11 protein-coding genes are annotated in these 13,127 nt (G+C 69.8%); 7 read left to right on the forward strand and 4 right to left on the reverse strand.

What is annotated here, in order from left to right:
- Window positions 1–120 precede the first annotated feature (120 nt).
- The 3 genes from G406_RS0102720 (at window position 121) to G406_RS0102730 (ending at window position 3,844) form a co-directional block, all read left to right on the forward strand.
- The gene (locus tag G406_RS0102720; protein WP_028932607.1) at window positions 121–945 is read left to right on the forward strand and encodes an alpha/beta fold hydrolase; all 825 of its coding nucleotides are present in this window, start codon (window positions 121–123) and stop codon (window positions 943–945) included.
- An 86-nt stretch (window positions 946–1,031) separates the two neighbouring features.
- A complete protein-coding gene (locus tag G406_RS0102725) occupies window positions 1,032–1,976 on the forward strand; it encodes a LysR family transcriptional regulator (RefSeq protein ID WP_028932608.1) in 945 nt (314 codons plus the stop codon).
- 377 nt (window positions 1,977–2,353) lie between these two features.
- Window positions 2,354–3,844 (forward strand): GMC family oxidoreductase, encoded by a 1,491-nt coding sequence (locus G406_RS0102730; protein ID WP_028932609.1) that lies wholly within the window; start codon window positions 2,354–2,356, stop codon window positions 3,842–3,844.
- Window positions 3,845–3,977: 133 nt separating this feature from the next.
- Here the strand turns inward: G406_RS0102730 and G406_RS0102735 are convergent, their stop codons facing one another.
- Window positions 3,978–5,159 carry an acyl-CoA dehydrogenase family protein gene (locus G406_RS0102735; RefSeq protein WP_028932610.1) on the reverse strand — a complete coding sequence of 394 codons (1,182 nt, stop codon included), beginning with the start codon at window positions 5,157–5,159 and terminating at the stop codon, window positions 3,978–3,980.
- A 51-nt stretch (window positions 5,160–5,210) separates the two neighbouring features.
- Here G406_RS0102735 and G406_RS0102740 point away from each other — a divergent pair, with 51 nt between their 5' ends.
- Window positions 5,211–5,861: an alcohol dehydrogenase catalytic domain-containing protein gene (locus G406_RS0102740; protein WP_028932611.1), complete on the forward strand. Its 651-nt coding sequence runs from the start codon at window positions 5,211–5,213 to the stop codon at window positions 5,859–5,861.
- On the opposite strand, the gene eno is transcribed toward G406_RS0102740, so the two are convergent.
- Window positions 5,827–7,128 (reverse strand): phosphopyruvate hydratase, encoded by a 1,302-nt coding sequence (gene eno, locus G406_RS0102745; protein ID WP_028932612.1) that lies wholly within the window; start codon window positions 7,126–7,128, stop codon window positions 5,827–5,829. The genes G406_RS0102740 and eno overlap by 35 nt on opposite strands.
- A 111-nt stretch (window positions 7,129–7,239) precedes the next feature.
- Here eno and G406_RS44250 point away from each other — a divergent pair, with 111 nt between their 5' ends.
- Complete coding sequence (locus G406_RS44250) at window positions 7,240–8,175, forward strand: LysR family transcriptional regulator (RefSeq protein ID WP_051341365.1); 936 nt, start codon at window positions 7,240–7,242, stop codon at window positions 8,173–8,175.
- Here G406_RS44250 and G406_RS59275 read toward each other — a convergent pair whose 3' ends face one another.
- Window positions 8,176–8,301 carry a hypothetical protein gene (locus G406_RS59275; protein WP_281172376.1) on the reverse strand — a complete coding sequence of 42 codons (126 nt, stop codon included), beginning with the start codon at window positions 8,299–8,301 and terminating at the stop codon, window positions 8,176–8,178.
- Window positions 8,302–8,315: 14 nt separating this feature from the next.
- Complete coding sequence (gene phoU / locus G406_RS0102760) at window positions 8,316–8,999, reverse strand: phosphate signaling complex protein PhoU (RefSeq protein ID WP_028932613.1); 684 nt, start codon at window positions 8,997–8,999, stop codon at window positions 8,316–8,318.
- 162 nt (window positions 9,000–9,161) lie between these two features.
- Between phoU and G406_RS0102765 the strand changes: the two genes are divergently transcribed.
- Together G406_RS0102765 and G406_RS44255 are read left to right on the forward strand one after the other, a co-directional pair.
- Window positions 9,162–11,081, forward strand: coding sequence for a potassium transporter Kup (locus G406_RS0102765; RefSeq protein WP_037074690.1), 1,920 nt, complete (start codon window positions 9,162–9,164; stop codon window positions 11,079–11,081).
- A 124-nt stretch (window positions 11,082–11,205) separates the two neighbouring features.
- Entirely contained in the window at window positions 11,206–13,095 is a 1,890-nt protein-coding gene (locus G406_RS44255; RefSeq protein ID WP_064742821.1) for an APC family permease, read from the forward strand.
- Window positions 13,096–13,127: the final 32 nt, after the last annotated feature.

Here is a 13,127-nt window from a genome sequence, read left to right on the forward strand (position 1 = left end):
ACCCGCCTCAGCGACCCGCTGATCCGATTTCGACGATAAGCGAGCCGATCATGCATCGCCAGGTGCACGGCGGTGGTCGAGGCTTGCCATCTAAGTCCTGAGCGAACGGAGACCACACCCATGCCGATGATCACCACCGACGACGGCGTCGACATCTTCTACAAGGACTGGGGATCGGGCCAGCCGATCGTGTTCAGCCACGGCTGGCCGCTGTCCTCGGACGACTGGGACACCCAGATGCTGTTCTTCCTGCGGCACGGCTACCGAGTCATCGCCCATGACCGCCGAGGCCACGGTCGATCGACCCAGGTCGGTGACGGTCACGACATGGACCACTACGCGGACGACCTCGCCGCTGTGACCGCGCACCTCGACCTGCACGACGCCATCCACGTCGGGCACTCCACCGGCGGTGGCGAGGTCGTGCACTACCTCGCCCGGCACGGTGAGTCCCGCGTCGCCAAGGCGGCGATCCTCAGCGCGATCCCTCCGCTGATGGTGCAGACGCAGGGCAACCCGGACGGTCTCCCGAAGAGCGTGTTCGACGACCTTCAGGCGCAGCTCGCGGCGAACCGCTCGGCGTTCTACCTCTCCCTCGCCTCCGGCCCGTTCTACGGCTTCAACCGGCCCGGCGCCGAACGCTCCGAGGCGATCATCCGCAACTGGTGGCGCCAGGGCATGGAGGGCGGAGCGAAGGCCCACTACGACGGCATCGTCGCCTTCTCCCAGACCGACTTCACCGACGACCTCACGAAGATCACCGTCCCCGTCCTGGTCATGCACGGCGACGACGACCAGATCGTGCCCTACGCCGACTCCGCCCCACTGTCGGCGAAGCTGTTGGAGAACGGGACGCTGAAGACCTACCCGGGCTTCCCGCACGGGATGCCGACGACGCAGGCCGACACGATCAACACCGATCTCCTGGAGTTCTTCCGGTCCTGACCGGGCCACATCCGGTTCCGGCGCCGGCGCTGCCCGGCCGCTCGTGGCCGGGCGGCGCGGCCCGGGACCGGTCGTAGGCTGGGCGGGTGGAACTTCGGCAGTTGCGCTACTTCGTCGCCGTCGCGCGGGAGCTGCACTTCGGTCGCGCCGCGGAGCGGCTCCACATCTCCGGGCCGGCCCTGTCACAGCAGATCATCGCGCTCGAACGCGAGCTGGGCGTACCGCTGTTCATCCGTGATCGTCGGACCGTCGAGCTCACCGCGGCGGGAAGGTCGCTGCAGGAGGACGCCCGGCAGCTGCTCGCGCTCGCCGGGAGCGCCATGCAGCGAGCACGCAGTCAGGGAGGCGAGTCGAGTCCGCTGCGCATCGGCTACGTCAGCTGGTTGCCGGAGAACCTCGACGCCGTGCTGACCCCGGCAGCGTCGCTGCACGTCGACGACTGGGTACTGCCCTCACACACTCAGGCGGACCGGGTGAGCGACGGCAGCCTCGACCTCGCTCTGGCCTGGGTCACGGCCGAGGGCGTCACCGACCGTGCTCTCTCCGCCCATCTACTACGAGCAGAGCCTCTGCACGCCGTCCACCCCGGGGTGAGCTCGTTCGAGCCCCTGCGGGCAGCCGAGGTGACCGTGCTCGTGGACGACGACGAGTCCGCATGGTCGTCATGGAACCTGTTCGCCGAGCAGTTCGTCGCGGCGACCGGCGCTCGCCGCGTGACGGTCAGCGACGGCGGGATCGCCGGTCAGGCGTTCTACCGGCACGTACGCCGGATCGGTTCCCCTGTGCTCGCCTCACCCAAACGTCACGCGGGGTCGGCGCCACCGGGCCTCGGTAGGCGCCCCATCGCCGCACCCACTCCGCTGTGGACCTGGTCGCTCCTGCATCGCGCCGACGACGACCGGCCGGACGTGCACCGCGTCGTCGAGGCGTTGCGCGCCTTCGGCGTGAGCCGCCGGTGGCCGCGCGCCCCCAGCGGCGACTGGTGGGTTCCCGAGGTCGACCCGCACCGCGAGACGATCTCAGCCGCCTAGCCCGCGCTTCGGGCGGCGACCAGCGGCGGGCGACTTCGCAGAGTCTCGTGTCGCGTCGCAGACACTGCAGCATCTGCGACGCAACACGAAGCTCTGCGAGGCGTGACCACCGAGACTAGACATGGATTAGGACCAATACAAAACGCAACCGCCACCAGATCAAGGGAGCGCCAAGATCCCCCGAGGCGCTTGAACAGCAGCTTAACAGCCAGTGATCGAGACAGCGGTCAATCACTATCGGTTGACACTCATCTTGATAGTCATGTATCAAGACGAAGCCCCTCATGGGTCACGCAGCGCGGCAGCCCGCCCGGTCAGCGCTCCCCTGTCCCGCGCGACGGCGAAGCGCCGCGCTCCTCGACACGAAAGAGACCCGCATGACTCGGACACCGAGCACCCATTCCGACTTCGTGATCGTCGGCGGCGGTTCCGCCGGCAACGTCCTGGCGAACAGGCTCAGCGCCGACGGCAGCTCGGTGGTGCTGATCGAGGCCGGACACGCCTACCGGCCGAACCTCTACCCCCCCGACCTCGCCGACGCCGACATCGTGACCGGACCCGACGGGCACAACTGGGGCTACTTCTCCGACACCGGCCAACTGGGCCGACGAATCCCCGCCCCCAGAGGAAAAACACTCGGCGGCTCATCAGCGGTCAACGCGGCCGTCGCCATCCGCTCCCGCCCCGCCGACTTCGCCAAATGGACAGCCGCGGGACTACGGGACTGGACCTGGCAGGACGTACTACCTTCCTTCCGCGCCATCGAGAACACCATCGACGGCAGCGACGAACTCCGCGGCCGCCACGGTCCCCTCCCCATCCGAGTCCGCAGGCCCGAAGAGCTCACACCCTCACAACGAGCATTCATCGACGGCGCCACCGAACTCGGCTACCCCCGCATCGACGACTTCAACGGCGTCGAACAAAACGGCGTCGGCCCCTACCCGCTGAACATCATCGCCGGCCGCCGGATCAACACCGGCATCGCATTCCTCGACGACGCCGTACGCGCCAGACCCGGCCTGCACATCGTTCCCGACACCGAGATCGACCGAGTACTCATCGACAACCACAAAGCAGTGGGCGTCCTCGCCGCCGACGGCACCGAACACCGCGCCACAACCACCGTCCTGTCAGCCGGCACCTACGGCAGCCCGGCCATCCTCATGCGATCCGGCATCGGCCCCGCCGACCACCTCCAACAACTCGACATCCCCGTGATCGCCGACCTACCGGTCGGAGACGGCCTGCAGGAACACCCCTTCTACTACAACATCTACGCCCTCACCCCCGACGCCAACTCCATGCACCCCGCCTCAGGCGCCATCCTCTGGGCGCCATCCTCGAGCGCACACCCCGGCGACCTCGACCTGCACGTCTCCGCGACCCACCTCTACGACCCCACCGCCAGCCCCACCGGCGGCGCCATCGTCCTGGCCGTCTCGGTCACCCAACCCGAATCCCGAGGACGCCTACGCCTCGATCCCCACAACCCGCTCGGCGCACCCGTCATCGAGCTGAACCTGCTCGCCACGGCACGCGACACACAACGCATGCTCGAAGGCGTCCGCATCTCCCGACGCATCGGAACCACCGCCGCGTTCGCCCCGCTGGTCGACCGCGAACTCACCCCCGGACCCCACATCACCGACACCGAGCTGGAACAGGCCATCCTCGAACAACTCGACGTCTACGCCCACCCCACCTCCACCGTCGCGATGGGACCCGTCGTCGACAACCACGGCCACGTCCACGGCATCGACAACCTGCTCGTCGCCGACGCCTCGATCATGCCGATGGCCCCCAGCGCTCCCCCGAACATCACCACCATGATGCTCGCCGACCGCATCGCCACCTGGCTGTCATGATCACCACCGCCTGAGGGCTGATTTCGGCCGAGGAACAGCCCTCAGGCGGTGATGATCTCGATGCGGGTCGGCGTTCAGTGACCGGCGACCATGCCGTCGTCCACGTGCACGACCCGCAACCACATGTAGGGGCTCACGGCACCAGGTCGAGGAACTGCCAGTGTGCTCCTGGCTGTGCACCGCTGAGCCATTTCCCGCAGTTCTGCAGCACCACCGGGCCCGAGGTGATGTGCTGGGTCCCGGTCGCCAGGTCCCTCAGGAACCGGTCGATCGGGCCGCGCCGGATCGCGGTCGTCGCGGCCCAGCGGTGCACCGTCTGCCCCACCTCGTGCGCGGTCCAGGTCGCGTGGTTGAGCGCCAGGCGGATCAACGTCTCCTGCTCGGTGCTCAGCGCCTCACCGCCGTTCAGGGTCTCCTCGTTGTCCTGCCACACCTGCAGCGCCCACGCCCTGGCCGCACGCAGCCCGGCCTCGGCGGTCGCATACGCCGCGTGGAACTGCGCGGTGTCGACGGCGGAGCCGAAGGTGCCGGACCGGGTGGCGGCATACCGCCTCAGTTCGTCGAGCACGCGCCGTCCGACACCCAGCGCCCAGCCGGTGTGCACGATCGCGGACATGTTCACCACACCGACCCGGTAGATCGCACCACCGTTCACCGGGCTCATCGTGGTGGCGACATAGGTGTGCGACTCCGGGACGAACACGTCGGTGCAGTGATAGTCGATGCTGCTCGTCGCACGCAGCCCGAGCACGTCCCAGTTATCGACCAGCCGCACCCGCGACTTGGGCATCGCCAGCACCCGTGGCTCACCGGTGCCCTCGACCAGGATCGCGCTGTGGATGTGCGTGGCCAGAGCCATCCCGGAGGCGAACTGCCAGCTGCCGCTCACCAGGTAGCCACCGTCCACCGGGACCGCGCGGCCCGGCCGGGTGCCCTGACCGGACAGCAGAGCGTGCTCGCCACTCTCGACATCGGGGAAGAGCTCGGCCACCGCGACCGGATCGAGATAGGCCGCGGTGGTTCCGGTCATCATCTGCAACGCCATCATCGTCCAGCCGGCCGAGGCGTCGTGATAGCTGAGCCGCTCCACCGTCCGGATCAGCTGCCGTGGCGAGAACTCGTAACCGCCCAGCGTCTCCGGCAGACCCGCGCGCACCACCCCGGCCGCCAGCAACGCCCGCGCGGTGTCGTCGGTGAGCCTGCCCAGCTCCTCCGCCGCGTCCGCGTCCGCCTCGATCGACTCACCGAGTGCGTCGATCCGTTCGAGGACCGAGGGGAACTTCTCGCTGGTGTGGAGCGGTGCGGCGGCTGTCATGTACTTCTCACTCCTCGTCCGCGACGTCGTCCACGAGCATAGATTGCGATCATGCGGACGGTGGTAATCGATTCCCGAGGTGACTTCCGGCTGGAGCGGCGCCCGAGCCCCGTCGCGGGGCCGGGTTCCGTCGTGGTGGCCGTGCGAGCGGCCGGACTCAACGCCGCCGACCTGCAGCAGGCGCGCGGCGACTATCCGGCGCCGGCGGGGTGGCCGGCTGACGTGCCCGGACTGGAGGTCGCGGGTGAGGTCGAGCAGGTCGGAGCCGGCGTCACGGGTTTCGTGCCAGGAGACCGGGTGATGGCGCTGGTGGGCGGGGGCGGGCACGCCGAACGGATCGCCGTACCCGCCGATCTGCTGCTCCCTGTGCCGGACGGCCTGCCGTGGGAGCAGGCCGCGGGCTTCCCGGAGGCGTTCAGTACCGCCTGGGACGCCCTGGTCTTGCGGATGTTCGACCTCATGCTCGCGCGCGCCCGCCTGATCGGCACCACGATCCGAGGGCGCGCCCACGCGGAGAAGGCGCTCCTCGCCGCCACCGTCCGGACCTCCGTCGTGCCCCTGCTGGCACAGGGGCGGCTGCGGGTGCCCGTCGACTCGGCCTTCACGCTCGACCGGTTCGCGGACGCCTACGCGCGCCTCGCCGGACCGGGCAAGTTCGGCAAGGTCGTCATGACACCCTGGCCCTCGGCGCCAGGCCCTTGACGGTCGACGCTCCCGCGTACCGGGCCTGTGTCCCGAGCTGGGCCTCGATCCGCAGCAGCCGGTTGTACTTGGCCGTACGGTCGGAGCGCGACAGCGAGCCGGTCTTGATCTGGCCGCAGTTGAGCGCGACGGCGAGGTCGGCGATGGTGGTGTCCTCGGTCTCCCCGGAGCGGTGTGAGATGACGACGGAGTAGCCGGCCCGCTGGGCCGTGCGCACGGTGTCGAGGGTCTCGGTGAGCGTCCCGATCTGGTTGATCTTGACCAGGACCGAGTTGGCGATCCCTCGGCGGATTCCGTCGGCGAGCAGGGCGGGATTGGTGCAGAACACGTCGTCACCGACGAGCTGGCAGCGGTCCCCGATCGACTCGGTGAGCCGCGCCCAGCCCTCGTGGTCGTCCTGCGCCATGGGGTCCTCCAGCGAGATGATCGGGTAGCCGTCCACCAGCCTGCGCAGGTAGTCGGCGTGTTCGTCGGGCGAGCGCGTCGTCGACTCCCCGGGGCAGACGTAGGAGCCGCCGGTGTAGAACTCCGAGGCGGCCGGATCGAGCAGTACCGCCACCTCGGCGCCCGCTCGGTACCCGGCTCTCTCGACGGCCGAGGTGATGTGGTCGAGTGCCTCCTCCGCGGAGCGGAACGCCGGGGCGAACCCGCCTTCGTCCCCGACGTTCGTGTTCTGGCCCTCGGCGGACAGGTCCGCCTTGAGCGTGTGGAACACCTCCGAACCGATGCGCACCGCGTCGCTGAAGGTCTCGGCTCCGACCGGGCCGATCATGAACTCCTGGAAGTCGAGCGGGTTGTCGGCGTGTGCCCCGCCGTTGATGATGTTGATCATCGGCAGCGGCAGCACCCTTGCCGAGGCGCCCCCGACATACCGGTACAGCGGCGTCCGGTGGGCCGCCGCGGCGGCCTTCGCCACGGCGACCGAGACCCCGAGCGTTGCGTTCGCGCCCAGCCGGGCCTTGTTCGCGGTGCCGTCGAGATCGATCATCGTCTGGTCGATCGCAACCTGGTCCTCCGCGTCCATTCCGATCACGGCGCCCGCGATCTCCCCGTTGACGTGGGCGACGGCGTTGAGCACTCCCCTGCCGTGGAAGCGCGACGAGTCGTGGTCACGCAACTCGACCGCCTCCCGGGTCCCGGTCGAGGCGCCCGAGGGCACGCTGACCCTTCCGGCCGAGCCGTCCTCGAGCCCGACCTCCACCTCGACCGTGGGATTGCCTCTGCTGTCGAGGACCTGGTACCCGTTCACCCGCTGAATCCGTGTCACTGATCTCTCCCGATTCCCTCACACCACGTCGTGGCATGTGGTGATCAGCGTGTCCGTCGGGCGAACCCGTGCGGTAGAGCGCGTTCGGCCGGCTCCCCATAGGGTTGCCCTATGGCTTTGTCCTCGCGGGTTGCCGATCTGGGGCCGTTCGAGCTGCTGGCGACGATCGCCGCGACCGGCAGCATCGGGGCCTGCGCCCGCCATCACGGGGTGTCCCAGCCCTCGGTCAGTGCCCGCATCCGCGGCTTGGAACAGCGGCTCGGCCTCCGGCTGCTGGACCGCCACCCGCGCGGCGCCACGGTGACCGACACCGGTGCGCTGGTGCTCGACTGGGCGCGTCCCCTGCTCGACGCGGCCGCCGGGTTCGACCGGGCGCTGACGTCGTTGACCGGGCCCGCGCCCGCCCATCTGACACTCGCGGCCAGCAGCACGATCGCCGAGTTCTTCCTGCCCCTGTGGTTCCAGGCGCTGAGGCACCGGCTCCCGGACGTCAACGTGAGCCTGCTGTGCCACAACAGCGCCGACACCGTCGAGCTGATCCGGCGCGGCGGAGCGGAGCTGGGATTCGCCGAGGCCGGCCACATCCCCGACGAGCTCGACCACCACCCGGTCGTGCGGGACCGGCTCGTGGTGGTCGTCGCTCCCTCCCATCCGTGGGCGACACGCGACGCCGTCACCGCGCGAGATCTCGCGACCGCGCCGCTGATCCTGCGGGAGAGCGGCTCGGCCACCCGCTCGGTCCTGCACGATCGCCTCGCGGCGCTGCCCACGCCGTTGACCGCGATCCCGGCGATGGAGCTGACCTCGGCCACGGCCATCAAGAGCGCGGCCGCCGGCGGCCTCGGCCCCGCGGTACTCAGCGTGCTGACCGTGCGCGGAGAGCTCGCCGACGGCTCGCTGATCGAAGTGCCCGTCCCGAGCCTGACCCTGGAACGCGACCTGCACGTCTGCTGGCGCAGGCACCACCGCTTCAGCCCGCCGGCCCGGCACCTCCTGGAGATCGCCGTCGCGGAGGAGCCACCGCGGTCGGGTCGCGGATCCGCGTGATCAGCGAGCGGGTTCCCTCGGTTCCTCTCGGCTCGCCCCGGCGTCCCGGTGGGACACCGCACGCAGGATCAGCACAACGCAGACGAAGGATCCGATCAGCGCGATCGTCCAGCTGAGGTCGCTCACCCCCGGACTCCCTGTCACTCGCCGACGGCCAGCGCGGCGAAAGCCGTGTCGCCGGTGGTCCGGTGCTCACCGGTGACCGCGTAGGCGACGTGCCGCGCCACCGACACGGCGTGGTCGGCGAACCGCTCGTGGAAGCGGCTCAGGAGACTCACGTCCACGGCCATGGTCGCCGCCCGGTCCCAGCTCGCGTGACCGAGCACCGCGAACAGGGTCCGGTGCAGCTCGTCGATCTCGTCATCGGCTCGGCACAGCGCCGGGATGAGACTCAGGTCCTTGGTGCGCACCACCTCGCGCACGGTGACGGCCGCGTCGACCGCGACCCGGCCCATCTCCACGAACCGAGGTCTCAACGGCATCGGCACGGCCGGGTCGGGATGTCGGCGGCGCGCTGCCTCGGCGACGTGCACCGCGAGGTCACCCATGCGTTCGAGGCTGTCCGCGATGTGGATCCCGGCCAGCACGGCGCGCAGATCGGTCGCCACCGGAGCTTGCAGCGCGAGCAGCCGGTGAGCCGCGTCCACGTGGCTCGTCCTGGCGCGATCTATCCGGGCATCGCCCGTGATGACCTCCTCGGCCAGCTGGAGGTCGAGGTTCAGCGTCGCACGGCTGGCCAGGCGCATGGCCTCCGCGACCAGCTGGCACATGCGGTCGAGCTGAAGGTCGAGCAGACCGAGCTGCTCGTGGTAACGGTCACGCATGTCAGGAATGTAGGCATCCGCGCTCGGCTACGGGACGGGTGCGCGAAGACCCATACGGAACCCGAACGGTGCGGCGCGAGATCGCCGGGCATGGTTCGATCACACCGGCGCCGGCGGTGGCCGTCGAACGGTGGGATCGGCCCGGTACCGGGGAGAGAGTCGATGCGCACGAACACGGACGTCGGTGGTGCACGGGACACGACGCGACTGGCGGTCGTCGTCGGAGCGTTGGGCGTCGTGTTCGGCGACATCGGCACGAGCCCGATCTACACGGTCCAGACCGTCTTCAGCCCGAACGACCCGCACCCGGTCGCGGTGAGCCCGGCCAGCGTCTTCGGGGTCATCTCGTTGATCTTCTGGTCGGTGACGATCGTCGTCACGCTGACCTACGTGACGTTCGTGATGCGCGCCGACAACGACGGTGAGGGCGGCATCATGGCCCTGATCACGTTGATCCGCCAGCGCGGTGCCGGCGGGAGCCGCCGCGCGACCGTGACACTCGCCGCGCTGGGCATCTTCGGGGCGTCGCTGTTCTTCGGCGACAGCATGATCACGCCGGCGATCTCCGTGCTCTCCGCCGTCGAGGGGCTGAAGGTCGTCGCGCCCTCGCTGGAGGCACTGATCGTGCCCATCACGGCAGTGATCATCGTGGTGCTGTTCCTGTTCCAGCGAGCCGGAACCGCCGCGGTGGGGCGCCTGTTCGGACCGGTGATGATCGCCTGGTTCCTGACGATCAGCGCCTGCGGGATCGGGGGCATCGCCAGACATCCGGAGATCCTCGAGGCGCTCTCCCCGGTCTACGCGCTGGAGTTCATGATCGGACACTTCTCGATCGCGTTCTTCACCCTGGCGGCGGTCGTGCTGGCGGTCACCGGCGCCGAAGCGCTGTACGCCGACATGGGGCACTTCGGGCGACGGTCGATCACCCGGGCGTGGCTCATCCTGGTCTTTCCCGCGTGCATCCTGAGCTACCTGGGTCAAGGTGCGCTGATCCTGCAGGACCCGGCGAACGTCAGCGGGCCGTTCTTCCTGCTCGCGCCGTCGTGGGCCCGGCTGCCGCTGGTCCTGCTGGCGACCGCGGCGACCGTCATCGCATCCCAGGCGGTCATCACCGGCGCGTACTCGGTGGCATCGCAGGCCGCTCAGCTGGGATACCTGCCGAGGTTGCGGATCGTCCACACCTCGGAGGAGGAGGTCGGCCAGATCTACGTTCCGTGGACCAACTGGCTGCTGATGGTCTCGGTGCTCACGTTGGTGTTCGCGTTCGAGACCTCGGCGGCGCTGGCGTTCGCGTTCGGTATGGCGGTCACCGGGACCATCACGATCACCACGTTGCTGTTCTTCCACGTCGTCCGGGAGCGAGGAGCACCCTTGTGGCTGGTGATCCTCGGCGCCGCTCCGTTGCTTCTCGTCGACCTGCTGTTCCTCGCCGCCAACCTGACCAAGCTGGTCCACGGCGCGTGGCTGCCGTTGCTGATCGGGTTCACCGCGTTCACCGTGATGACGACCTGGCAGCGAGGACGGGGAATCGTGACCCGGCGGCGCGAGGACGAAGAAGGATCGCTGCGGGCGTTCATCGACGAACTGCACAGCCTCGATCCCCCGCTGCACCGCATTCCCGGCACGGCCGTGTTCCTCAACCGGGGCAAGGAGACCGCGCCGCTGGCCATGCGAGCCAACGTCGAGCACAACCGGGTGCTGCACGAGCACGTCGTGATCGTCTCGATCGAGACCCGACCGGTCCCTCGGGTGCCCAGGTCCGACCGTCTGGTGATCGATGCGCTGGGCTACACCGATGACGGGATCACCTACGTCAGCGCCCGATTCGGCTACATGGACCCGCCGAACGTGCCCGATGTCCTTCGTCAGCTCGAGGGCGCCGACATCGAATGCCCGATCGAGGTGGACACCGCCTCCTACTTCCTGTCCACGATCGAGCTGCGCGCCGGTGACACCCCGACGATGGCGCGCTGGCGCAAGCACCTGTTCCTCGCCACCGCCGGGATCAGCGCCGACGCCGCCGAGTACTTCGGCCTGCCCCGCAACCGGACGGTGATCATGGGATCGCACGTCGAGGTGTAGCCCGGATGACGTCGCGGATGCAGACCGTGAACGTCAAGAACGCGTAGGGAGAGCACCGCACACCGGTCCGCCACGCGCATCCTGTCCTCGTCCGGGCGATGCACGCCGGTCAGGAGGATGCGCGATGGTGATCACCAGGACGGGCCGTGCGGCGGCGTCGCCTTCGGGCGCGGACCGGCACCGGCTCGGTGTGGTGACCGGGGTGGCGGCGCTGGGGCTGGATGCGCTGGCGTCCTGCGCCTACGGGCCGGAGGCGATCGTGCTCGCGCTGGCGGTCGCGGGGGCCGCCGGTATCGGGCTGACGGTGCCGGTGACGCTGATGATCGTGGCCCTGCTCGCGGTGCTGGTCGTGTGCTACCGCCAGGTCATCACGGCCTACCCCGACGGCGGCGGTTCGTACTCGGTCGCGCACGCGAACCTGGGACGCAGGGCGGGTCTGGTCGCTGCCGCATCGCTGGTCGTCGACTACGTCCTCAACGTGGCCGTCTCGGTCGCGGCCGGAACCGCGGCGCTGACCTCGGCGTTCCCGGCTCTGCTTCCGTGGACGCCGGAGCTGTGCCTGGCCGCGTTGCTGGTGGTGGCCACGGTCAACCTACGCGGCGTGCTGGCCGGTGGGCGGGCATTCGCGCTGCCGGCCGCGGTGTTCGTCGCCGCTCTGCTCGTTCTCATCGCGGTAGGTCTGATCCGGGGCCGTCCGCTGCATCCTCTGCCTCCGCCGACCACGTCCGGGATGGCTGCCTCGGTCGGGGTACTGCTCGTCCTTGCCGCGTTCGCCAACGGGTGCGCGGCGCTGACCGGAGTGGAGGCGATCGCCAACGCCACGCCGTCGTTCCGGGCCGACCGTGCCCGGACGGCCAGAGCCGCCGAGCTGAGCCTCGGTGTCCTGCTGGGCACGTTGCTGATCGGGCTGGCGGTGCTGATCGAGCGCTTCGACGTGCGCCCGGTCGAGGGCCGCACGGTGCTGTCCCTCCTCGCCGAGGGCTCGATCGGCACCGGCGTGGGTTTCCTGGTGGTCCAGTTCGCCACCGTCGTGCTGCTCATGCTGGCCGCGAACACCTCGTACGGCGGGCTTCCGGTCCTGATGGCTCGGCTGGCACGCGACGGTGCGCTGCCGCACGTGTTCGGGCTGCGGGCCGACCGCCAGGTCTACCGGTGCGGCATCGCGGTGCTCTCGGTGCTCGCCGGGGGCCTGCTCGTGTTCTCCGGTGGACAGGTGACGGTGCTGGTGCCGCTGTTCGCCATCGGGGTGTTCATCGGTTTCGCGTTGTGCCAGGCCGGGATGGTGCGCCACTGGCTACGCGAGCGCGGACCGCGCTGGCGGGCCCGGCTTGCGATCAACGGCGCCGGTGCGGTGCTCGCCGGGTCGGCGGCCGTCGTCGTCGCCGTCGAGAAGTTCACCGACGGCGCGTGGCTGATCGTGCTGGTGGTTCCGCTGCTGGTCCTGCTGTTCTCCTCGGTGCAGCGGGCCTACCGCCGGATCGGCGACGCGCTCGGGGTGGGCGCACAGCCGTTGAGACCTCGGCCGGCATCGTCGGTGGTGGTCGTACCGGTCGTGTCGATCACCCGGCTGGCCGCACGCACGCTGTGTGCCGCGATGTCCATGGGCGACCGGGTGGTCGCGGTGCACGTGGCGTTCGGGACCGAGCCGGAGGACCTGGCGGCCGCCAGGGACCTGCAGGTCAGATGGTCGCGGTGGCGGCCGGACGTACCGATGGTGCAGCTCGGGTCCGCCCACCGGGTGATCGGGCCGCCGATCGCTCGCTATGTCCGCTCGTTGGACGCGGAGCACGTGCTGGTGCTGATCGGGGAGGTCCGGCCGGAGCGCTGGTGGGAACAGGCGCTGTTCAACCGTCGCGGCGGGGTGGTCGCCCGCTACGTCGGCAGGCACACGCGAGCGGTCGTGTGCCGCCTGCGGTTCCCCCTCGACCGGGCCGAACCGCCGACGGCACCGCCCGGCGGCGAAGCACGGGGACCGGGGCAGGCCCGGGTGCGGTCTCGCGCCTTCACCCGCTAGTCACGTCACGACGGGGCTTCAGCGGCACCGAC

It is taken from the genome of Actinospineispora spinosispora DSM 44797 (assembly GCF_000429025.1).
GTDB lineage: Bacteria > Actinomycetota > Actinomycetes > Mycobacteriales > Pseudonocardiaceae > Pseudonocardia > Pseudonocardia spinosispora.

Excerpts from the sequence above, each read along its gene's own strand:
- G406_RS0102735 (WP_028932610.1), bottom strand. The coding sequence starts at position 5,159 with ATGACAGCCGCCGCACCGCTCCACACCAGCGAGAAGTTCCCCTCGGTC.
- G406_RS44250 (WP_051341365.1), top strand. The coding sequence starts at position 7,240 with ATGGCTTTGTCCTCGCGGGTTGCCGATCTGGGGCCGTTCGAGCTGCTG.
- G406_RS44255 (WP_064742821.1), top strand. The coding sequence starts at position 11,206 with ATGGTGATCACCAGGACGGGCCGTGCGGCGGCGTCGCCTTCGGGCGCG.
- G406_RS0102730 (WP_028932609.1), top strand. The coding sequence starts at position 2,354 with ATGACTCGGACACCGAGCACCCATTCCGACTTCGTGATCGTCGGCGGC.
- phoU (WP_028932613.1), bottom strand. The coding sequence starts at position 8,999 with ATGCGTGACCGTTACCACGAGCAGCTCGGTCTGCTCGACCTTCAGCTC.
- G406_RS0102765 (WP_037074690.1), top strand. The coding sequence starts at position 9,162 with ATGCGCACGAACACGGACGTCGGTGGTGCACGGGACACGACGCGACTG.
- G406_RS0102720 (WP_028932607.1), top strand. The coding sequence starts at position 121 with ATGCCGATGATCACCACCGACGACGGCGTCGACATCTTCTACAAGGAC.
- G406_RS0102740 (WP_028932611.1), top strand. The coding sequence starts at position 5,211 with ATGCGGACGGTGGTAATCGATTCCCGAGGTGACTTCCGGCTGGAGCGG.